The organism is Halopseudomonas bauzanensis (assembly GCF_900114735.1).
Classification (GTDB): Bacteria; Pseudomonadota; Gammaproteobacteria; order Pseudomonadales; family Pseudomonadaceae; genus Halopseudomonas; species Halopseudomonas bauzanensis.
The window spans coordinates 61983-82716 of record NZ_FOUA01000010.1 but is presented as its reverse complement, the minus strand read 5'-3'; the positions used below and the strand labels follow the sequence as shown (position 1 = coordinate 82716).

Genomic DNA, 20734 nt, shown 5'->3' with positions numbered 1-20734 from the left:
CGGCGGTTGCAGGAGCTGAGTGCAACACGGTTATTGAATTGAAGCCGGAGCATCATGCCGCATTGCCATGGCATTTTGCATGACCTCTCCCATCACCTCGATGGGGCATTTGAAGTCGAAGCGCTTGCGCGGTCGCATGTTCAGTTGCAGCGCAATGGCGTCCAGCTCCTCCTGGCTATGTACCGACAGGTCTGTGCCCTTGGGCAAGTACTGGCGAATCAGGCCGTTGATGTTTTCGTTGCTGCCGCGCTGCCAGGGGCTATGCGGGTCGCAGAAGTAGATCGCCACGCCGGTTCTTTGGGTGATCTCGGCGTGTCGCGCCATCTCCCGGCCCTGGTCGTAAGTCATGCTCTTGCGCATCGCCAGCGGCATGCTATTGAGCGCGGCGCTGAAGCCTTCCAGCGCCGAAGTCGCCGTCGCGTCGTTCATCTTCACCAACATCAGGTAGCCACTGGTGCGTTCCACCAGCGTACCGACGGACGAGGCGTTGGCCTTACCCTTGATGAGGTCGCCTTCCCAATGCCCCGGCATCAGCCTGTCTTCAATCTCCGGCGGGCGCACATGAATACTGACCATCTCGGGGATCTGGCCGCGCCGATCCACGCCACCAGAGCGCGGCCGGCGCGTCGTCTTGCCTTGGCGCAGACAGATGATCAGCTCCTTACGCAGCTCACCCACTGGCAGGGCATAGATCGCGTTGTAGATCGTCTCGCGACAGACGTAGGCATCTCGCAGGTTGGGTATGTTCATGCTGCGCAGCTTGCCGGCAATCTGCTCGGGAGACAAACGCTCACGCAGCATATGGGTCACCAGTTCGAAGCGCTCGCTACCCGGCAACAGTTTTCGCATCGGTCGACAAACCTGGCGGCGGGCCTGCATTTGCTGCTGGGCCAGGCGGGCCGAGTAGCCACCGCAAGCACCTCGGTTACGGCGCAGCTCACGGCTGATGGTCGAAGGGGATCGGTTGATCAAGCAGGCAATCCTGCGCAGGCTGAAGCCTTGGGTACGACCGATTTGAATGGTGGCGCGCTCTTCAACGCTGAGTTCGGTATAAGACATAGGGGCAGCACCGTACCGGAAAGGTCAGGTGTTGCACTCAGTTTTTGCCGCCGCCCTCCTTATGGTTAACGCCGCGCTCTGCGGCAAATTTGGAGCGCAGCGTAAAATTTGTCCGACAGCAGCGCTTTGTTAGATTTGTATGCTCGATACACTGCCGCATTTTTTCTATAAAGCCGCATGACGGCCCTTATGCACAACCTCAACAAATCTCCGAAGATCTTCTAGACGCTCATCGCTTAGTGGTATTGTTGATAGGAGTTTGGTGACATACTTGGGACCATGGCTACCGATTTCTGGACAAAAATTCTCTATTTCACCAACAGGAACAAGGTAAATCCCGATGTCCTCTAGTTTCTCCCTCAAATCGTTATAATCCTTCTGTGCATCGCCTCTCGGTATTCCGCGTGAACCATATTTTTTTACTTCAGACCAAGATTTCCCTTGCTTCATTGCCTCTATTACATCACCTTTTGGTAGCTTGTCTGGCTCCGCTTTTTCCAATATAGATGCAATATCCAATTTGATCTGCTCTATAGTCTTTGGTTGAACTCCATCTCTAACTGCAGCATCTACGCGACTCCAAAGAGGTTCTATATCAACCCATACACCTCCAAACGCGTTGACGGTAGCTTCCACTAGGTTTCGCTCTGCCAAAAAATCAATATCAAAAACAGCCTTAATAGGAACGCCTATTTGGCGCAGTACACTTGCGACCTTTGGAACCCCATGCTTACCGCCTGTAGGGACGTAAGAAGTATCTTGCCACAAATCAGTAGAGGTAGTAGAAATGTGGTCAGCGACTGAGTTTATAAGCCTACAATCACTGTCATCTTCACAGATAATAGTTTGCTCGTGAAAAATTCCCTCAAGTGCATTCGAGTAACGAAGCTCAGGCTTTTCCCAAAGTTCCCTTATAACATCCGGAGATGCTTCAGAAACCAAGTTTGTATTTCCCTCTCTGCGAAGACGCAGAATACGAACATTCCCCTGAGTGCCTTCTAGAAATCCGCGCATAATATCACTGCTATGTGTGGCAACCAGCAACTGACCTTTAACCTCTGAAGATAGGGTCTCCCCCAATCGTCTCATTTGTGGCGGGTGCAAGAATGCTTCTGGCTCATCAATTAGCGTTATGTTGCGATTAGCAACAACAGCTTCGAAAAGAATGCCCGCATAGCTTTTCATGCCATCACCTTGTTTATCTAACAAGGGATTCTCTCTTACAGCATTCACATAGGTATTGCTAACCCGATCAGTTACATTTTCGATTTCCGGAATTTCTCCTACATGAATTGGTAGCTTACTGCCACCGCGAAAATCGAACATAAGGTATTTGCCAAATGCGCGGCTAAACAGCCCACTTATTTTTTTCATCAGTACTTCATCATCATAAAGCACATGCTGCGGCTTAGACTTTTGGTCTCCCGGCGCGATACTGTTTTGTTGGTCACAAATTCTTAACCGATCATCCGCAGCAATCTTCCTTACGAAACCACCTGCTAAACCTCGAATCAAAAAAGGTTGCTGCCAAAATTGAAGATAACCCTCTCTAATATGCCAATCTTCAAACCTATATATATCATCTACTAAATCGGCATTATTCGCCAGAAAGTTACGAAGCACTTTGACATCGCCAGACTTCGATACTGCCAAATCGGTGACTACCAGATTGCTCGGCTTGACTCCATTTTGGCAAATAGAAAGTATTTCCCTAAGTGATTGAGATTTTCCACTATTGTTAGGGCCAACAATAATAACCTTCTCATTTTCTTTAAGTGCAAACTTGTCTCTACCAGAAAATGTCATTTCGCTGATGAAAGCCGATGGCTTACTTAACCCTTCTGACATATCAATATTCCTAAAAACAGAAATTCATTAGGCGGCATCATTGCAAATCTAACGCCGCTCAGCACGCGCGCCTGCGGAATGGAGGCGCAGCCGCAATGTAGTAGGCGTCGCCGTGACTGGCCTGGTTATATTCACATTGCAACGCAGTTAGCGGCATGATTTCCGTGAGAGGAGTTTAAAAACTGTTCCCCATCACGCACTATGTAAGCCACACCGATTATTCGGTAGGTACCCGGCGAGGTAGGGAAAACAATGTACTCAGCCGCATCTACACCGTAGGAAGCCGATTCATAGTCTACGAAGATATTTACCTTCTTCCCGTGGTTATGATCTGATTCGAGAGTGACCCTGCCTTCCCGGGTGTTGCCAAGATGATCAGTAACTTTGGCTACATTCGTCTCATCATCCCATGCTACTGCTTTTACTGTAATAGAGCCGCCTTCGAGGATGCAGGTTGTCGTAGCGGCAAAGCCAGAATAAGGAAACGCCGTTAACAACACCAGAGCGAGCAGATTGCGCATAAAGTCCTCTTTGAATATAACGCAAAGCTAAGCGGCGCCCTGACAAGGGCGTCCGGTGGAGGCCCAAAGGGCCGGAACGGACTTGAGCGACTGGTTAGGCATTGGATAAGCTCGGCCGCGCTGGTCGGATAAAGAAAACATGCCGCTTTAAAAACGGCAAATAGCAGAGGTTTATAACATCAAAGAGAACCCAGAGTCGGGTACCGCATTCAAAAGCCCGGCTATCATAATGCGAAGAGACGTTGAATGCTGGGCTAGTAACCGCACCTTTCATCTCAACTTTCAGAGTGGCATCACCATCAGGGATAAAAATCTTTAGCGAGGTCCCACTCTGAATTGCCGCAACCCGCTCCCCATTTACGAAGACATCCAGCGGAACTGCTCGACCCAGATAGCCAGGATGACGATAAAGTATGATTTCCATATAGCCTAACAGTGATTAGACCGCACGCGGCACTAATACATAACAGTGACTGCGGTATAACTCCGCTTCACCGAAGTTACGCCGCCAGAAATATACTTAAAAAGCAATAACTTATAGCTCACACCACAGCCCACCTCGTATTCGCTTGACTGCGTCTTTTCATGAATCCATTACTACTGGGTACAAACCCACCCCGCCAGGCACGCTACCGCCCGACCCTCAACAGGCAGGCAAGCCGGTACGCTCTCAATTCGGGTATGGAAGGTAGGCTGTCCTTGCCCCTTGGGCGGGAACGGCTGCGATCCATGCTTTGGGGTCAACATAGCCCAGAGAATGGCGCTTGGCCATAGTCGGAAAGTCATAGAGTGTGAATGCAGATGTCGGGGCGGCGTTCGACCGGCGTTCAATGCACTCTGCACGCCATGCAAACAAGGATGCGACCACCCTCCCTCCTCGCTATAATGGCTGTTTTTGCGACTCTGTCTCATGGCGCGCGGAGTTCCTGCTTTATATAGCCCCACCGATCGGCGGGCCAGGCGGGACTCCTGTAAGCTGCCGTGGCACCCTTTACCGTCGCCAGCCATATACCGGACAGCCAAAACACCCATGGATAAAACCTACCAGCCCCACGCTATTGAATCCTCCTGGTACCAGACCTGGGAGCAGAACAATTATTTTGCTCCGCAGGGTTCTGGCGAGTCGTACACCATTGCCCTGCCGCCGCCGAACGTGACCGGTAGCCTGCACATGGGCCATGGCTTCAATAACTCGATCATGGATGCGCTGATCCGTTTCCGCCGTATGCAGGGTCGCAATACCCTGTGGCAGCCGGGTACCGACCATGCGGGTATTGCTACGCAGATGGTGGTGGAGCGTCAGCTGGGCGCGCAGGGTGTGAGCCGTCACGATCTGGGCCGGGACAAGTTTCTGGAGAAGGTCTGGGAATGGAAGGAAGAGTCCGGCGGCAACATTACCCGCCAGATTCGTCGTCTGGGTAGTTCGGTGGATTGGAGCCGTGAGCGCTTCACCATGGATGAGGGTATGTCTGCGGCGGTGCAGGAAGCCTTTGTGCGCTTGCATGAAGACGGGCTGATCTACCGTGGCAAGCGTCTGGTTAACTGGGACCCGAAGCTGCATACGGCCATTTCCGATCTGGAGGTGGAGAACCACGACGAGACCGGTTCGCTGTGGCATCTGCGTTATCCGCTGGCTGACGGTGCGACCACTGCTGATGGCAAGAATTACCTGATCGTTGCCACTACCCGCCCGGAAACTGTGCTCGGTGATACCGCTGTAGCGGTGAATCCGGAAGACGAGCGCTACCAGGCGCTGATCGGCAAGTTCGTCGAGCTGCCGCTGGTCGGCCGGCGTATTCCGATTGTGGGTGACGATTATTGCGACCCCGAGTTCGGTACCGGCTGCGTGAAAATCACCCCAGCCCATGACTTCAACGACTATGAAGTAGGCAAGCGCCACAACCTGGCGCTGATCAACGTGTTGGACAAGAACGCGGCGGTTCTGGCCCGTGGCCAGGTGTTCAATATTGATGGCAGCGTCAATGATGAAGTGGACGCTACCCTGCCCGCCGCCTACGCCGGGATGGATCGGTTCGTTGCCCGCAAGCAGATCGTTGAAGACTTCGATGCTGCTGGCCTGCTGGAGAAGATCGAGCCGCACAGCCTGAAGACGCCCAAGGGCGACCGCTCTGGCGTGGCCATCGAGCCGTGGTTGACCGATCAGTGGTATGTGTCCACCAAGCCGCTGGCCGAGCCGGCGATTGCCGCGGTGGAAGATGGCCGTATCCAGTTCGTGCCCAAGCAGTACGAGAACATGTATTTCTCCTGGATGCGCGACATTCAGGACTGGTGTATTTCCCGCCAGCTGTGGTGGGGACACCGTATTCCGGCTTGGTATGACGACGCTGGTAACGTCTATGTCGGCCGCGACGAGGCGGAAGTACGCGCCAAGCACAATCTGGGCGATGCGCCGCTGCGTCAGGATGAAGACGTACTGGATACCTGGTTCAGTTCGGGCCTGTGGACCTTCTCTACCCTGGGCTGGCCGGAACAGACCGAGGCGCTGAAGACCTTCCACCCCACCGATGTGCTGGTGACCGGGTTCGACATCATCTTCTTCTGGGTTGCGCGCATGATCATGCTGACCATGCACCTGATGAAGCATGGCGATGGCAGCGCGCAGATTCCGTTCAAGACGGTATATGTGCATGGTCTGGTGCGCGATGGCCAGGGTCAGAAGATGTCCAAGTCCAAGGGCAACGTGCTGGACCCGCTGGATATCATCGACGGTATCGATCTGGAATCGCTGGTGCAGAAACGCACCAGCGGCATGATGCAGCCCAAGCTGGCGGAAAAGATCGAGAAGCAGACCCGCGCCGAGTTCCCCGAGGGCATCGCTGCCTACGGTACCGACGCGCTGCGCTTTACCAACCTGTCACTGGCCTCCACTGGTCGTGATATCAAGTTCGATATGGGCCGGGTTGAGGGTTACCGCAACTTCTGCAACAAGATCTGGAACGCTACGCGTTACGTGATGATGCAGTGCGAGGACAAGGACACAGGTGTGAATGGTGAGCCCGTGGAATTGACCCTGGCCGACCGCTGGATTATCTCCCAGTTGCAGCGTACCGAGGCGGAAGTAACTCGCCAGTTGGATCAGTTCCGTTTCGACCTGGCCGCGACTGCGCTGTACGAGTTCATCTGGAACCAGTACTGCGACTGGTATCTGGAGCTGTCCAAGCCGGTGCTGTGGGATGAGAACGCCCCGGCCGAGCGCCTGCGCGGCACCCGCCGCACCCTGGTGCGCGTGCTGGAAACGGCCCTGCGTCTGGCGCATCCGTTCATGCCCTATATCACCGAAGAAATCTGGCAGCGTATCGCCCCGCTGGCCGGCAAGACTGGCGACACCATCATGCTGCAGCCCTGGCCGGTCGCTGATGACAGCCGTGTCGATAGCGCCGCCGAAGGTGATATCGAGTGGCTGAAGAATCTGATTCTCGGCGTGCGTAATATCCGTGGTGAGATGAACGTCGCTCCGGGCAAGGAGCTGGAACTGCTGCTGCGCAAGGTTGGCAGCGAAGACCAGCGCCGTCTGAACGAGAACGAGGCTTTCCTGCGCAAGCTGGCCAAGCTGTCGTCCATCCAGGTGCTGGCCGAGGGCGACGAAGCGCCGCTGTCCGCTACCGCGCTGGTGGGTGAGATGGAAGTGCTGGTGCCGATGGCCGGTCTGATCGACAAGACCGCCGAACTGACCCGTCTGGACAAGGAAATTGGTCGCCTGGAAGGCGAGGTCAAGCGAATTGGCGGTAAACTCGGCAACGAGGGCTTTGTCGCCAAGGCGCCGCCGGCGGTGATCGACAAGGAACGCGCCAAGCTGGCCGAAGCCGAAAAGGCTGTGGCCCAGCTCAGCGAACAACGGGCGCATATCGCCAATCTGTAATCTGGAACCCGTGGCTCTGACATCAAACACGGACACAACAACAAGCAAACAGGGCCTCTGCCGGCCCGATAGGAAATGCAATGAAGTCACCCATCAGTAAATGGCTGTCCCTGGGCGCGCTGGCTGTGAGCCTGGCTACCCCGTTCTCCAGCGCGGTCGCTGAGACCAAGTCGGTGGCGGCTACTGCCATCGTCGAGCACCCGGCGCTGGACTCGGTACGCGACGGCGTCCGCTCTGCCCTGGAAGAAGCCGGCTATACCGGCGACAACCTCAAGTGGCAGTACCAGACGGCCCAGGGCAACACGGCTACCGCCGGGCAGATCGCCCGCAAGTTTGTGGGTGATCGCCCGGATGTGATCGTCGCCATCGCCACACCTTCCGCCCAGGCGGTGGTGTCCAGCACCAAGTCGGTGCCCACCGTATTCGCTGCCGTTACCGATCCGATCGCGGCCCAGCTGGTACGTAACTGGGAGCCTTCCGGCACCAACGTCACTGGCGTATCCGATGAGCTGGAACTGGACCGTCAGATGGAGCTGGTCAAGCGTGTTGTGCCCGATGCCACCCGCGTGGGCATGGTCTACAACCCCGGTGAAGCCAACTCTGTGGTCGTGGTCGAGCGTCTGCGCGAACTGCTGCCAACCATGGGTATGACCCTGGTTGAAGCCGCTGCGCCGCGTACCGTAGATGTGGGCTCCGCTGCCCGCAGCCTGGTCGGCAAGGTCGATGTGATCTACACCAACACCGACAACAACGTGGTGTCCGCCTACGAGTCGCTGGTCAAGGTCGGCATGGATACCAAGACCCCGCTGGTTGCTTCCGATACCGATAGCGTCAAGCGTGGCGCCATCGCTGCGCTGGGTATCGACTACTTCAAGCATGGCGTGCAAGCCGGTGAACTGGCTGTGCGCGTACTCAAGGGTGAAGCGCCCGGCTCCATCGCTCCGCAGAAGAGTGGTGAGCTGAGCCTGTATCTGAACCGTTCCGCCGCTGCGGCTCAGGGTGTCACCCTATCCCAGGAACTGATCGACTCGGCCGCCGAGATCATCGACTGATCCAACCTGCGCCGGTGCTCCCACGCCGGCGCAGCCGTTCACCAAAGGCCTAACATTCCATGTCATTGTTTTCCCTGTTTGGCGCCCTCGAAGTCGGCCTGATCTTCAGTCTGGTGGCGCTGGGTGTTTTCATTTCCTTCCGTCTGTTGCGTTTTCCCGACCTGACCGTGGACGGCAGCTTCCCGCTGGGTGGCGCGGTCTGCGCGGTATTGATTGCCAACGGTATGGACCCTTTTCTGGCGACCATCATCGCTACCCTGGCCGGCGCGCTGGCCGGGATGGTTACCGCGGTGCTCAACGTGCACCTGAAGATCATGGATCTGCTGGCCAGTATCCTGATGATGATCGCGCTGTATTCGATCAACTTGCGCATCATGGGCCGGCCGAACATTCCGCTGATCATGGAACCGACCATGTTCAGCATCCTGCAGCCGCAGTGGCTGGCTGACTACATTGCCCGGCCGCTGATCCTGGTGATGGTGGTGATCGCTGCCAAGCTGCTGCTGGATGCCTATTTCACCACCCGTCAGGGCCTGGCCATCCGCGCCACCGGCTCCAACCCGCGCATGAGCCGCTCCCAGGGTGTGAATACCGGCGCCATGGTGATTCTTGGCATGGCCATTTCCAATGCGCTGGTCGGGCTGGCCGGGGCGATGTTCGTGCAGACCCAGGGCGGCGCGGATATCTCCATGGGTATCGGTACCATCGTCATCGGTCTGGCTGCGGTGATCATCGGTGAAAGCATCCTGCCGGCACGGCGGATCTTCTACCTGACGCTGGCCGTGGTCATTGGTGCGGTGATCTATCGCTTCTTCATCGCGCTGGCGCTGAACAGCGACTTCATTGGCCTGCAGGCGCAGGACCTGAACCTGATTACCGCGGTGCTGGTCGTGATTGCGCTGGTCATTCCGCTGATCAAGCAACGTCTGACCCGCAGGAGGCATGTCTGATGCTCAGCGCACAGAACCTGAAAATCACCTTCAACCCCGGCACGCCGATCGAGACCAAGGCGCTGCAGGGGCTGTCGCTGGAGATTCCCACTGGCCAGTTCGTCACCGTGATCGGTACCAACGGCGCGGGCAAATCGACGTTTCTCAATGCGGTCTCCGGCGACCTGCCGGTGGATAGCGGCGCGATCCTGATCGATGGCGATGACGTCACCCGGTTGCCGGTTTGGAGCCGTGCTACTCGCGTGGCGCGGGTATTCCAGGACCCCATGGCGGGCACCTGCGAAGACCTGACCATCGAGGAAAACATGGCCCTGGCGCAACAGCGCGGGCAGCGCCGTGGCCTGCGCCGGGCGGTGCGCGTGGATATGCGTGATGAGTTCCGCGCCCACCTGGCCACCCTCGGCCTGGGCCTGGAAGACCGCCTGACCGACCGCATCGGGCTGCTCTCCGGTGGTCAGCGTCAGGCTGTGAGCCTGTTGATGGCCGCATTGCAGCCGTCACGCATTCTGCTGCTGGACGAACACACCGCCGCACTCGATCCGCGCACCGCGGACTTCGTGTTGCAGTTGACCGCGCGCATCGTCGCCGAGAAACAGCTGACCACCATGATGGTCACCCACAGCATGCGCCAGGCGCTGGATATCGGCGACCGCACGGTAATGCTGCATCAGGGCCAGGTGGTGCTGGATGTCGCTGGCGATGAACGCAAGGGCCTGGATGTCCCTGACCTGCTGCACATGTTCGAGAAAGTGCGCGGGGAAAAGCTGGCGGATGATGCCTTGTTGCTGGGGTAAGTGGTAAACATACCGCGGCCTGCGCTCGCAGGCCGCTCACGCTGATAGCAAGTGCATATCACCGTGCAGAATTGATCTCTGACAAGTCAGCCTGCCCGCGCAACGCGGACAATACGCGCACCCCATTCCAGTCACCGGCGACAGCTCGCCCCTGACCCGCAGGCCGGCCCGCGCCTGCACGCAGATTTCAAAATCGAGACGGAGTCTTGTTCATGTATGTGTTGATGGCAGTCATCTTTGTGGTTGGCTATTTATGTATCGCGCTGGAACACCCCCTCAAACTCGACAAAGCGGCTTCCGCGCTCCTCACGGCGGCCATGACCTGGGCGGTCCTGGTGCTGGGTGCCAACGAGATCCTGCCAACCCTGGCATTGGGCAGCAATGACCCTGCCGACTCCTCGGCTATCGTGGTCAGCGCGCTGCGTCATCACCTGGGCGAAATCGCCGAGATCCTGTTCTTCCTGCTGGGCGCGATGACCATCGTCGAGCTTATCGATGCCCATGGCGGCTTCAAAGTCATCACTGATCGCATCACCACACGCCGGCGTGTTTCGCTGCTGTGGATCATCGGCCTGCTGACCTTCTTCCTCTCCGCCGTGCTGGATAACCTGACGACCACCATCGTGATGGTCTCGCTGCTGCGCAAACTGGTACGGGGTCGCCCCGAGCGCTGGTTGTATGTAGGGATTGTGATTATTGCCGCCAACGCGGGCGGTGCCTGGTCGCCGATTGGCGACGTCACCACCACCATGCTCTGGATCGGCGGGCAGATCACCGCGCAACAGGTGGTCGTCGAGTTGTTCCTGCCCAGTCTCGTCTGCCTGCTGGTTCCGCTGGCCATTCTCAGCCTGCGCTTGAAAGGTGAAGCGCCGCGCCCGCGTTTACGTGCCCATGTCGCTGAAGGCGGTCATGCCACTACCGATCGCGAGCGCAATGCGGTGCTGGCCATGGGTATCGGGGCGCTGTTGTTCGTCCCGGTGTTCAAGACCGTTACCGGCCTGCCGCCATACATGGGCATTCTGTTCGGGCTGGGAGTGTTGTGGGTGGCCACTGAAATCATGCACCGGGACAAGAAGCCGGAGCTCAAGCATCCGCTGTCAGTCATCGGCGTTCTGCACCGGGTGGATACGCCGAGCATTCTGTTCTTCCTCGGTATTCTGCTGGCAGTATCCAGCCTGGCAACGGCGGGCCACCTGGGCCAGATCGCTGTGGCATTGCGCGATGGTCTGGGCAATATCTTTGCCATCAACTATGCCATCGGCCTGCTCTCCGCCGTGGTGGACAACGTGCCACTGGTGGCCGGCGCCATGAAGATGTACCCGACGGTCACCGATGGCATGCTTGCCTCTGCCACCACCGACACCGAATGGCTCAGCCAGTTCGTCACCGACGGCCGGTTCTGGCAGTTCCTGGCCTTCTGCGCCGGCACCGGCGGCAGCAGCCTGATCATCGGCTCGGCAGCGGGTGTGGCGGCCATGGGCATGGAGAGGATCGGGTTCTTCTGGTACATCAAGCGGGTCAGCCTGCTGGCGTTCCTCGGCTATACCGCTGGGGCCGCGGTGTATTTTCTGATGTACATATGAACGTTGACTACCGGGGCGCGCTGCGCCCCTGCTCAACGTAGGTCGCGGCCCCACCGTAGTCTCCGACGAACCGGTCGAGACGCTGAACAGTGACATCATCGCCGGCGCCTGTTCGAGGAATAGCTCCCGCCCTGATCCGCCCTCCCTTTTCTGCACTACACTGGGGGGGCGACGTGAATGCGGCCCACTGGCTATGACTGGAGGAGCGATATGCGCAACGATATCCTGACCATGACCGCCACCGACCTGCTCGGCTACTATCGAACTGGCAAGCTCTCCCCCGTAGAAGTCTCCGAAGCCATGCTCAATCAGATTGAGCGCCTCGACAGCCATACCAATGGCTTCTGCCTGGTCGACCGCAAGACCAGCCTCGATTTCGCCCGAGAATCAGAGACGCGCTACCAGCGCGGCGAGCCGCAGGGTCTGTTGGACGGCGTGCCGGTGGGCGTCAAGGATGTCTTCCTTACTCCCTGGTGGCCGACGCGGCGCGGCTCGCACACTGTCGACCCGGACACCACATTGAACAAGGCCGCCCCTTCAGTAGCGGCCCTGGCACGCCATGGTTTTGTGCCGATAGGTAAGACCACCACCCCGGAGCTGGGCTGGAAAGGCGTCACCGACAATCCCATTGACGGCGTCACCAACAACCCCTGGAATCCAGCCAAAACCGCAGGCGGCTCGAGCGGCGGCAGTGCCGTGGCGGTGGCACTGGGTATGGCGCCTCTGGCACTGGGCACCGATGCCGGTGGCTCTATCCGCATTCCCGCCGCCTTCTGCGGCATCGTCGGTCTCAAGCCCTCCTTCGGTGAAGTACCCCACTGGCCCGCCAGCCCCTTCGGCACCTTGGCTCATGCCGGCCCCATGGCATGGACCGTGGAAGACTGCGCGTTGATGATGAACGTCCTGACCGAAGCCGATCACCGCGACAGCAACGCCGTACCCCGCCGCTCCATCGACTACCTGACGGCGCTGGAAGGCGGAGTGAAGGGGCTGAAGATCGCCTACAGTCCTAACCTCGGCTTCGTCGATGTAGACCCCGCAGTGGAAGCTGCACTGGCCGAGGCGGTAGCGGTATTTACCGCGCTGGGGGCAGAGGTGACGCGGGTCGATCCTGGGTTTGGTGATCCGCTGGGCGCCTTCGGGCACCTCTTCTATGGCGGCGCCGCCAACGCCATCCGCGATCTATCGGCAAAAAAACGCGCCCTGATGGACCCGCAACTGATCGCGGTAGCGGACAAGGCAGCGCAATTGTCCATGCTCGATTACCTGGGAGCGGTCAATGAATCCATGGCCCTGCGCGAGCGCATGGCGCACTTCCATCAGAAATACGACCTGCTACTGACCCCGGCCCTGCCGATCACCGCCTTCAAGACTGGCCGAGAAGTGCCCGAGGATTGGCCCCATACCCGCTGGCCCACCTGGACCCCGTTCACCTACCCCTTCAACATGACCGGCCAGCCGGGATTGTCGGTTCCCTGCGGTTTTGACAATGACGGCCTGCCCATTGGCCTGCAGTTGGTCGGCGCCCGGTTCAACGACGCGCTGGTGCTGCGCGCCGGTCATGCTTACCAGCAGGCAGCCCCCCTCACTGACCATCGACCAGCACTGTTCGATTCCCGGGTTGAGACGGAGTAAGGCCATGTCTTTGAGTAATATCGATATCGAGATGTACGAATCGGAAGATCCGCTGTGGCACCCGTCCGTGCGCGCCATGCCCATGCCGGGCATCCGCAAGATGGTCAACATGGCGGCGTCGATGCCGGACGTGATCCACCTGTCCATAGGTCAACCGGATCTGCCGGCCCCGGACAATGTCGTCACCGCCGCCGTCGAGGCCCTTCGTGCCGGACAGACCGGCTACACCATGGACGCCGGTCTGCCCCAGTTACTCGAAAGCCTCGCCGCCTATTATGGAGACCGCTACCAGAAACCGCTGACCCCGGAGAATGTGCTGATCACCACGGGCGCCACCGAGGCCATCTATCTGGCGCTTACCGCCGTGTCGGCCCCGGGCCGGCATTTTATCGTGCCCGACCCGTCCTTCATTCTCTATGCCCCACTGATCCGCATGAATGGCGGTGAGGTCACCGCGGTACCTACTCATGCAGAAAACAACCACCAACTCGATCCCCAGGCGGTGATTGATGCCATCGAGCCCCACACCTATGGCATCGTACTCAATTCCCCCAACAACCCGACCGGCACCGTTTACCCGCGGGAAACCCTCGACGCCATTCTTCAGGAGGCGGCCTATCGCAACATTCAGGTGATCAGCGACGAGGTCTATGACCACCTGATTTACGACGGTATCGAATACCCTTCAGTGCTGGAAACCTGCAGCGACCTCGATAACGTCATGGTGATCAGCAGCTTTTCCAAAACCTACAGCATGGCGGGCATGCGCATCGGCTGGATATTCGCCAGCCAGGCGGCCATCAAGATGTTGCGGCGCTATCACATGTTCACCACCACGGTAGCCAACACACCGTTCCAGTGGGCCGGGGTGGCCGCCCTGCACGGCGACAATGACTTTATCGACAACATGCGGGAGGAATACACCCGTCGTCGGGATCGGCTGATAGAGCTGGTCGAGGCCACACCCCACCTCACGGGCTACAAGCCGGAGGGTGCTTTCTACATGTTTCCGTCCTTGCCCGAAGGCGTAAACGGCACCCATGTGGCACTGCGGCTGCTCAAGGAAACCGGCGTGTGCACCATCCCCGGCGAGACCTTCGGCAATCACAGTAACAACGCCCTGCGGCTCAGCTACTCCACCTCTCTGGACAATCTTGAGAAGGCCTTCGAGCGCATCATTCCGTGGATGGAAAAGCAGGACTTTGATTGATTACGCGCATGCTCCTGATGATAAAGCCGAAGCAAGGGTAGCGATGCGCTACAGAGCAAGGCGCCTCGGCCAATATCACAGGCTGCGCGGCGCAAACATGATGATCGCCATGCCAGTCAACGCGACCGCCGTGCCTACCAGATCCCAGACTGTTGGCCGAACCCCATCGACGGTCCAGAGCCACATGATCGCCATGAAGATATAAACCCCACCGTATGCCGCATAGACCCGGCCCGCCGCGGTCGGGTGCAACGACAGCAGCCAGGCAAAGGCCGCCAGACACAGCGCCCCGGGCACCAGCAACCAGATGGTTTTCCCCTCGCGCAGCCAGAGATAGGGCAGATAGCAACCGAGGATTTCTGCCAGGGCGGTAATCAGGAAAAGACCGAGCGTTTTCAGTTCAGACAACGGGATCACCTTTTGATGAGGGACAAGGCTGGGCTGGCTATTCGTGGGGCTGAGCCGCCAAGCCAAGGGATGCTACGAGCCGGCGCCATTTTGTTCAACCTTATGCGTCCCGCGTTGATCGCTAAGACTCTGCACCAAAGCGAACCTCATGAAAGTGCGGGTTCTCGGCCAAAGCGGTCATGCCCTGCGCCTCTTCCACCACCACCCATTCCCTGTTCCCGCCAGTATCCATCAACAAGCACTCCTCCCGCTGCTCGTTATAGCCGGTATCCAGCGGCGTCCCTTCCATCCGCCGGCCATCCGCCCAGGTCAGGGCAATGGGGATGCGATAGAGGCAGGCAATTTCCAGGTAATCCGACTGATGGCAAGTGATCATGATTGGCACCTTTGGTGAGCAAAAAAGCGAAACAGGCATAAGATGAAGATAGCGCCTGTATCCCGACCAGGCAGGAACCGTTATGAATGAATCGACGTTGCAACCGAGCCCACCCGTTTCGATGAGAACCGTCCTGTTTACCTGCATCGCCATGCTGGCGTTTGCCGGTAATTCGATACTCTGCCGGCTGGCGCTCAAGAATACCGAGATAGACGCTGCAAGTTTCTCTCTAATACGCCTGATTAGCGGTGCGCTGGGATTATGGTTGCTGCTCGCGCTACGCCAACGCGGCAATCGCAGTACCGGCTCGTGGTCCGGTGCGCTGTCGTTGAGCATTTACGTTGTCGCCTTTACTTTCGCCTATATCCAGCTGGACACGGGAGTCGGCGCCCTGCTGCTGTTTGGCGCGGTCCAGTTGGGCATGCTGACCTATGGCATCTATCGTGGCGAACGCCTTGGTCCCCTGGCCGTGGCGGGGCTGCTGCTGGCCCTGGCGGGGCTCGTGCTGCTATTGCTGCCGGGAGCCAGCGCTCCTCCAGCCGGCAGCGCTGCACTGATGATCATCTCGGGGCTCGCCTGGAGCGCCTATTCCCTGCTTGGCCGGGGAGCCGCCGATCCGCTCGCGCTGACTGCCGCGAACTTTCGCAGGAGCCTCCCCATCACACTGGTGCTGTGTTTGCCTTTCCTGGGGGAGCTGCGGCTCGATGGCTGGGGCGCATTCTATGCCGTCCTCTCTGGCGTCCTGGCATCCGGCGTGGGTTACGCCATCTGGTATAGCGCACTTCGCGGCCTTAATGCCGTGCAAGCTTCAACAGTGCAGCTGAGTGTGCCTATTATCGCGACGTTCGCCGGCGTCGCGCTATTGAGCGAACCACTCACTCTGCGGATAGTCGCGGCCTCGGTCGCTGTGCTCGGCGGGATCGGACTGGTGCTCCGCAGGAAGACACCCTGACGCCCGTCGACATGTCTGCCCACGCTAGCCCGCACAACATGATGCGCATAGACTGTGCGCATCGTCCTTCTCCAGGAACCTGTCCTCCTCGGGATGCCATCACCGCCGCGCCCGATCTGTTGATCACCGGCATATGAGTATGGATGCGTGAATACCGAATTGACCATCGTTCTCGCCCTGCTGCTCGGCAGCATGGTGCTCTTCATCCGCAACAAGCCGCGTATGGACGTGGTGGCGCTATTGGTGATCGTCGCGTTGCCGCTGACCGGCGTGCTCAGCGTGCAGGAGGCGGTGGCCGGGTTCAGTGATCCCAGCGTACTGCTGATCGCGGCGCTGTTCGTAATCGGCGATGGCCTGGTGCGCACCGGGATTGCCTATCAGCTGGGCGACTGGATGGTGCGGCAGGCGGGCAGCAGCGAAACCCGCCTGATCCTGCTGCTGATGCTGACCGTGGCGGGGCTGGGTTCGGTGATGAGTTCTACCGGCGTGGTGGCAATTTTCATTCCGGTGGTCATGAGCGTGAGCGTGCGCATGGGCATTCCCGCCTCGCGGCTGATGATGCCGTTGAGCTTCGCCGGGCTGATCAGCGGCATGCTGACACTGGTGGCCACGCCGCCCAACATGGTGGTCAACAGCGAGCTGGTACGCAATGGGCTGGAAGGGTTCTCCTTTTTCAGCTTCACCCCCATCGGCCTGGCCATACTGGTTTGTGGCATCGGCTATATGCTGTTTGTGCGTCGCTGGCTCGGTGGTTCCGGTGCCGGCAAGGACGAGCCGGATCGCCAGACCATGCATGATCTGGCGGAGTTGTACCGCCTGCCGGAGCGCGAGCGCCGGCTGCGTATCAATGCGGATTCGCCGTTGATCGGTCGCCCGCTCAACGAACTGGAGCTGCGCAGCGAGTACGGTATCAACGTCATTGCTATCGAGCGCCAGCGACGCTTTCGCAATCTGCTGCAGGTGGCCACCGGCAATACGGTAGCGCAACCGGGCGATATCCTCCTGGTCGACCTGGCCAGCCCGGCGATTGCCCTGCTGGGCGCCTATCAGGAAATCGGTGTCACCCCGCTGGAGCTGGAAACCTCCTACTACAGTACCCATTCCCATCAGCTGGGGTTGGCTGAGGTCGCCCTGCCGCCGGAGTCGCGCCTACCCGGCAAGACCATTCAGGAACTGGAGTTTCGCAGCCGTCATCGGCTCAATGTGGTGGGCCTGCGGCGCCATGGTGAGGCGTTGCCGGGGTTGTTGGTGGATGAAAAACTCAAGGCCGCAGACACCCTGCTGGTCGCCGGCAGCTGGAAGGATATCGATCGGCTGCACCTGCTGACCCGGGATTTTGTGTTGCTCAGCCTGCCGACCGAAATCAAGGAAGTGGTGCCCGCCGCCCGCAAGGCGCCCTATGCGCTGTTCAGCCTGGGCGTGATGGTGGCGTTGATGGTATCCGGTGTGGTGTCGAATCTGATGGCCGCCTTGATCGGTTGTCTGCTGATGGGCACCTTCAAGTGCATCACCATGGATTCGGCCTACAAGGCGATTCACTGGCCCAGCCTGATCCTGATTGTCGGCATGCTGCCCTTTGCCCTGGCGCTGCAGAAAACCGGCGGCATCGACCTGGCCGTGGGTGGGCTGTTGAGCCTGTTCGGTGATGCCGGGCCGCGTGCACTGCTGGCCACGCTATTCATTGCCACTGCCGTGACCGGGCTGTTTATCTCCAATACCGCTACTGCGGTGTTGATGGCGCCGGTGGCGGTGGCGACAGCCCAGGCCATGGGAGCGTCGCCCTACCCCTTCGTGATGACCGTGGCGCTGGCCGCCTCGGCGGCCTTCATGACGCCGGTCTCTTCTCCCGTCAACACGCTGGTGCTGGACCCGGGCGGTTACCGCTTCAGTGACTTTCTGAAGATCGGCACGCCCTTCACCGTGTTGGTGCTGATCATTACCCTGTTGTTGGTGCCGGTGATTTTTCCGCTGTAGATATCGGCGTAGCGAATCTGTCCTCTATCATTGCGGCACGGCTTCAGTCTTCAGTTTGCTGCCACTGCGCACAATGATCCTTTTCCGGCCCAGCCGGGGTCAGCCACAGATAATCGGCTTGCTCAGCGCCTGGCATCGACTTGCCCGCCTCGTGCAACATGACCACTACTGGCGCAGGCCCGTCCAGGTGTAGCGGTACGCCCAGGTCCTTGCGTACATGGAAGTTGCCAGCCAGCAACAATGCCGGAGCCGGTGCTGCGATCAGTTGTTCACCCATGCGTATATCACGCTGCTGCTGGATGCCGCGCATGGCGCTGAGTTGCGGCTCGGCTATCTGCCCGCAATGGGATGCTTCGATGGTTTCGCGCAGTTCGGCTAACACCTGATCGGAATAGCGAGGCGAAACAGCTACCGGCGTACGGTACAGGGTGGCGATCTCCTCCCGATCGAGATTGGCGGCGCGCAGGTTGACGCCCTCCTCCAACGCCCAGATAACAATAGGCCCGTATAAACTCCAATCCCAGCCGGGGCTCCAGTCCAGTTGCTCCGCCAGCTGTTCAGGCTGCGCTTCGATATCGTCGTTCTGCAAGCTGTCCACGACCGGTTGTTGCGAGGGCGTAAGCATTTCCAGCAACAGGCTCGCCTGCGGCCGCTGCTGCTGCAATTGACGCAACAGCCAGAGTTGCAGTTGATGATGGTCCACATTGTCATGCTGCTCGCCGACCAGTACATGCTCGGCCTGGGCCAGACGTTCGACCAGATCATCAGCCGACAGCCACAACCCCGTGGCCGTATCCAGCACTTGCCCGGTTCGCTCCGTCTGTGCCATGGGTGTGTTGTGCCACGGCGGCAGCGGCTCGGCGGTCGCCAGCACGGCCCAGCTCAACAACAACCCACCCAGCATCATCCGCTTCATATCCACTCCCATGCAAAAACCAAAATGACTCCGGCCCCAGCGCATCGTGATTTGCGACATACCGGCAACTGGAGTACCTTGCTGCAGCTGACCGCATCGGTTCAGCCGATCGTTGTTTACCTGTTCTACCGCTCCGGATACCAGTATGCCCATCGACAACAGTATTGTTCATCAGATTCACAAGAAGCCTGACGGCCAGCCCGCCAGCCTGACCCTGCGCGATGCCGAGCTGGGCAATTCCGAGGCGCTGGAACAGCTGTTGGCAGGACTGATAGAGGCATATAACAGCAAGCCGAACAAGGCCTGGGGCTACTTCCACGAGGAAAGCGGCGCCTATCCGTTCAGCGGCTGGCTGCAGCAGTTGCTGGATGAGGAACAGGACTTTGTCGGCTTTACCAAACAGTCTGCCGAACACCTGAAAACCCTGATGGAAGGCTCCAACCTGGCGCTTGGCGGCCATGTGCTGTTCATTCGCTACCGCCAGGGCATGACCGCCTTCCTGATCATCGCGCTGCTGCACCACACCGAAGGCGTGACCGTGACGGATGATCTGGAAGTGGCTGCGGCCCGCCATCTGGATCTATCGGCGCTGAACATGGCGGCACGCATCAACCTCACCGAGTGGAAACAGAACGCTGCGTCCAAGCAGTACATTTCCTTCATCCGCGGGCGCAGCGGCAAGCGCGTATCGGATTATTTCAGGGATTTCATCGGCTGTATCGAAGGCGCCAACCCCGAGCAGGAAACCTCCACCCTGCTGCAGGCGTTCCAGGATTACGTCGGCGAGGCGGACCTACCCTCCGACCAGCTCAAGGACAAGACCAAGGCCATGAGCGGCTACGTCAGCGGCCAGGCCCGCCAGGGCGAGCAGGTAGCGCTGGAGGAGTTGTCGGGGCTGATGGATGAGGAACAGCCGCGGGCCTTCTATGACTACATCCGCAACAAGGATTACGGGCTGAACCCGGAAATTCCTCCGGATAAGAAGACCCTGAACAACTTTCTCAAGTTCTATGGCAAGGCTGACGGTTTGTCGATCAGCTTTGAAGCGCACCTTTTGGGCGACCGGGTGGAGTATGACGAAAGCGATGACTCGCTGGTGATCAAGCACCCGCCGAAAGGGCTGATCCAGCAGTTGCGTAACAAGCGTAAGCCCTGAAAGTAAGGCGGAGGCAAGCCATTTGCCTCCGCCTCAGGATCACGCCTGGTTATCTGCAATCTTTTTCAGATTTTCGTGAATCTTGAACATCACAATCAACAGTTCACACCAGATCCGAACCCCGATCACCCCACCAACCAGCGCGCCCAAGCCAGCCCAGAAGCTAACGGTAAACATGCTGACCAGACCACCGATTATGACGATAACCAGCAACAACCAATAAACACCCGTGAGAATTTTCGGTGTCAGCATTGAATTAAAAAACAAAACATCTTTCATGCGCCAATCCCTTTCGTTATTCCAATAAGCTCAAAAATATAACATCAATATAGCGCTTAGACATCAGTCGGGTTTCCCCCTCAACAGCTTCTCTCTTTAACTTGAACACCGCAGGCGCTGGCAGGGTCATTTGCTCTATAC

The 20734-nt window shown here is 58.6% G+C and carries 17 protein-coding genes; 10 read left to right on the top strand and 7 right to left on the bottom strand.

Annotation, left to right across the window (positions count from 1 at the left end):
* Window positions 1–30 precede the first annotated feature (30 nt).
* The 3 genes from BM267_RS16145 to BM267_RS16135 all read right to left on the bottom strand — a co-directional run bounded on the left by BM267_RS16145 (window position 31) and on the right by BM267_RS16135 (window position 3428).
* The gene (locus BM267_RS16145) at window positions 31–1059 is read right to left on the bottom strand and encodes an IS30-like element ISPsp7 family transposase (RefSeq protein ID WP_022964810.1); all 1029 of its coding nucleotides are present in this window, start codon (window positions 1057–1059) and stop codon (window positions 31–33) included.
* A 165-nt stretch (window positions 1060–1224) separates the two neighbouring features.
* A complete protein-coding gene (locus BM267_RS16140) occupies window positions 1225–2907 on the bottom strand; it encodes an ATP-dependent nuclease (protein WP_074781318.1) in 1683 nt (560 codons plus the stop codon).
* Window positions 2908–3038: 131 nt separating this feature from the next.
* Complete coding sequence (locus tag BM267_RS16135; RefSeq protein WP_074781317.1) at window positions 3039–3428, bottom strand: hypothetical protein; 390 nt, start codon at window positions 3426–3428, stop codon at window positions 3039–3041.
* A gap of 1030 nt (window positions 3429–4458) precedes the next feature.
* On the opposite strand from BM267_RS16135, the gene BM267_RS16130 reads away from it, so the two are divergent.
* The 7 genes from BM267_RS16130 (at window position 4459) to BM267_RS16100 (ending at window position 14532) form a co-directional block, all read left to right on the top strand.
* On the top strand, window positions 4459–7308 hold the full coding sequence (locus tag BM267_RS16130; protein ID WP_036992893.1) for a valine--tRNA ligase: 2850 nt from the start codon (window positions 4459–4461) through the stop codon (window positions 7306–7308).
* A gap of 80 nt (window positions 7309–7388) precedes the next feature.
* On the top strand, window positions 7389–8360 hold the full coding sequence (locus tag BM267_RS16125; RefSeq protein WP_036992894.1) for an ABC transporter substrate-binding protein: 972 nt from the start codon (window positions 7389–7391) through the stop codon (window positions 8358–8360).
* A 59-nt stretch (window positions 8361–8419) separates the two neighbouring features.
* The gene (locus BM267_RS16120; RefSeq protein ID WP_036992896.1) at window positions 8420–9310 is read left to right on the top strand and encodes an ABC transporter permease; all 891 of its coding nucleotides are present in this window, start codon (window positions 8420–8422) and stop codon (window positions 9308–9310) included.
* Window positions 9310–10104 carry an ABC transporter ATP-binding protein gene (locus tag BM267_RS16115; protein WP_036992897.1) on the top strand — a complete coding sequence of 265 codons (795 nt, stop codon included), beginning with the start codon at window positions 9310–9312 and terminating at the stop codon, window positions 10102–10104. Before BM267_RS16120 ends, BM267_RS16115 begins: the two co-directional genes overlap by 1 nt.
* 212 nt (window positions 10105–10316) lie before the next feature.
* The gene (nhaD, locus tag BM267_RS16110) at window positions 10317–11687 is read left to right on the top strand and encodes a sodium:proton antiporter NhaD (RefSeq protein WP_074781316.1); all 1371 of its coding nucleotides are present in this window, start codon (window positions 10317–10319) and stop codon (window positions 11685–11687) included.
* A gap of 210 nt (window positions 11688–11897) precedes the next feature.
* Window positions 11898–13322, top strand: a complete 1425-nt coding sequence (locus BM267_RS16105) for an amidase (RefSeq protein ID WP_074781315.1) — start codon at window positions 11898–11900, stop codon at window positions 13320–13322.
* A gap of 4 nt (window positions 13323–13326) precedes the next feature.
* Window positions 13327–14532, top strand: a complete 1206-nt coding sequence (locus tag BM267_RS16100) for a pyridoxal phosphate-dependent aminotransferase (RefSeq protein WP_074781314.1) — start codon at window positions 13327–13329, stop codon at window positions 14530–14532.
* Between the two features lie 75 nt (window positions 14533–14607).
* Here BM267_RS16100 and BM267_RS16095 read toward each other — a convergent pair whose 3' ends face one another.
* Together BM267_RS16095 and BM267_RS16090 are read right to left on the bottom strand one after the other, a co-directional pair.
* Window positions 14608–14940 (bottom strand): YnfA family protein, encoded by a 333-nt coding sequence (locus tag BM267_RS16095; RefSeq protein WP_074781313.1) that lies wholly within the window; start codon window positions 14938–14940, stop codon window positions 14608–14610.
* A gap of 121 nt (window positions 14941–15061) precedes the next feature.
* Complete coding sequence (locus tag BM267_RS16090) at window positions 15062–15316, bottom strand: Rho-binding antiterminator (RefSeq protein ID WP_074781312.1); 255 nt, start codon at window positions 15314–15316, stop codon at window positions 15062–15064.
* A gap of 82 nt (window positions 15317–15398) precedes the next feature.
* Between BM267_RS16090 and BM267_RS16085 the strand changes: the two genes are divergently transcribed.
* On the top strand, window positions 15399–16268 hold the full coding sequence (locus BM267_RS16085; RefSeq protein ID WP_074781311.1) for a DMT family transporter: 870 nt from the start codon (window positions 15399–15401) through the stop codon (window positions 16266–16268).
* A gap of 192 nt (window positions 16269–16460) precedes the next feature.
* Entirely contained in the window at window positions 16461–18242 is a 1782-nt protein-coding gene (locus BM267_RS16080; protein WP_407920293.1) for an SLC13 family permease, read from the top strand.
* Window positions 18243–18285: 43 nt separating this feature from the next.
* On the opposite strand, the gene BM267_RS16075 is transcribed toward BM267_RS16080, so the two are convergent.
* The gene (locus BM267_RS16075) at window positions 18286–19158 is read right to left on the bottom strand and encodes a ChaN family lipoprotein (RefSeq protein ID WP_036992906.1); all 873 of its coding nucleotides are present in this window, start codon (window positions 19156–19158) and stop codon (window positions 18286–18288) included.
* 145 nt (window positions 19159–19303) lie between these two features.
* On the opposite strand from BM267_RS16075, the gene yejK reads away from it, so the two are divergent.
* On the top strand, window positions 19304–20314 hold the full coding sequence (gene yejK, locus BM267_RS16070; protein ID WP_036992909.1) for a nucleoid-associated protein YejK: 1011 nt from the start codon (window positions 19304–19306) through the stop codon (window positions 20312–20314).
* A gap of 39 nt (window positions 20315–20353) precedes the next feature.
* On the opposite strand, the gene BM267_RS16065 is transcribed toward yejK, so the two are convergent.
* On the bottom strand, window positions 20354–20593 hold the full coding sequence (locus BM267_RS16065; RefSeq protein WP_036992911.1) for a DUF4282 domain-containing protein: 240 nt from the start codon (window positions 20591–20593) through the stop codon (window positions 20354–20356).
* Between the last annotated feature and the right edge of the window lie 141 nt (window positions 20594–20734).

Coding starts and splice junctions, on each gene's coding strand:
- BM267_RS16130 (WP_036992893.1), top strand. CDS start 4,459: ATGGATAAAACCTACCAGCCCCACGCTATTGAATCCTCCTGGTACCAG.
- BM267_RS16100 (WP_074781314.1), top strand. CDS start 13,327: ATGTCTTTGAGTAATATCGATATCGAGATGTACGAATCGGAAGATCCG.
- BM267_RS16145 (WP_022964810.1), bottom strand. CDS start 1,059: ATGTCTTATACCGAACTCAGCGTTGAAGAGCGCGCCACCATTCAAATC.
- nhaD (WP_074781316.1), top strand. CDS start 10,317: ATGTATGTGTTGATGGCAGTCATCTTTGTGGTTGGCTATTTATGTATC.
- BM267_RS16085 (WP_074781311.1), top strand. CDS start 15,399: ATGAATGAATCGACGTTGCAACCGAGCCCACCCGTTTCGATGAGAACC.
- BM267_RS16120 (WP_036992896.1), top strand. CDS start 8,420: ATGTCATTGTTTTCCCTGTTTGGCGCCCTCGAAGTCGGCCTGATCTTC.
- BM267_RS16105 (WP_074781315.1), top strand. CDS start 11,898: ATGCGCAACGATATCCTGACCATGACCGCCACCGACCTGCTCGGCTAC.
- yejK (WP_036992909.1), top strand. CDS start 19,304: ATGCCCATCGACAACAGTATTGTTCATCAGATTCACAAGAAGCCTGAC.
- BM267_RS16135 (WP_074781317.1), bottom strand. CDS start 3,428: ATGCGCAATCTGCTCGCTCTGGTGTTGTTAACGGCGTTTCCTTATTCT.
- BM267_RS16140 (WP_074781318.1), bottom strand. CDS start 2,907: ATGTCAGAAGGGTTAAGTAAGCCATCGGCTTTCATCAGCGAAATGACA.
- BM267_RS16080 (WP_407920293.1), top strand. CDS start 16,461: ATGGTGCTCTTCATCCGCAACAAGCCGCGTATGGACGTGGTGGCGCTA.
- BM267_RS16090 (WP_074781312.1), bottom strand. CDS start 15,316: ATGATCACTTGCCATCAGTCGGATTACCTGGAAATTGCCTGCCTCTAT.
- BM267_RS16065 (WP_036992911.1), bottom strand. CDS start 20,593: ATGAAAGATGTTTTGTTTTTTAATTCAATGCTGACACCGAAAATTCTC.
- BM267_RS16125 (WP_036992894.1), top strand. CDS start 7,389: ATGAAGTCACCCATCAGTAAATGGCTGTCCCTGGGCGCGCTGGCTGTG.
- BM267_RS16075 (WP_036992906.1), bottom strand. CDS start 19,158: ATGAAGCGGATGATGCTGGGTGGGTTGTTGTTGAGCTGGGCCGTGCTG.
- BM267_RS16115 (WP_036992897.1), top strand. CDS start 9,310: ATGCTCAGCGCACAGAACCTGAAAATCACCTTCAACCCCGGCACGCCG.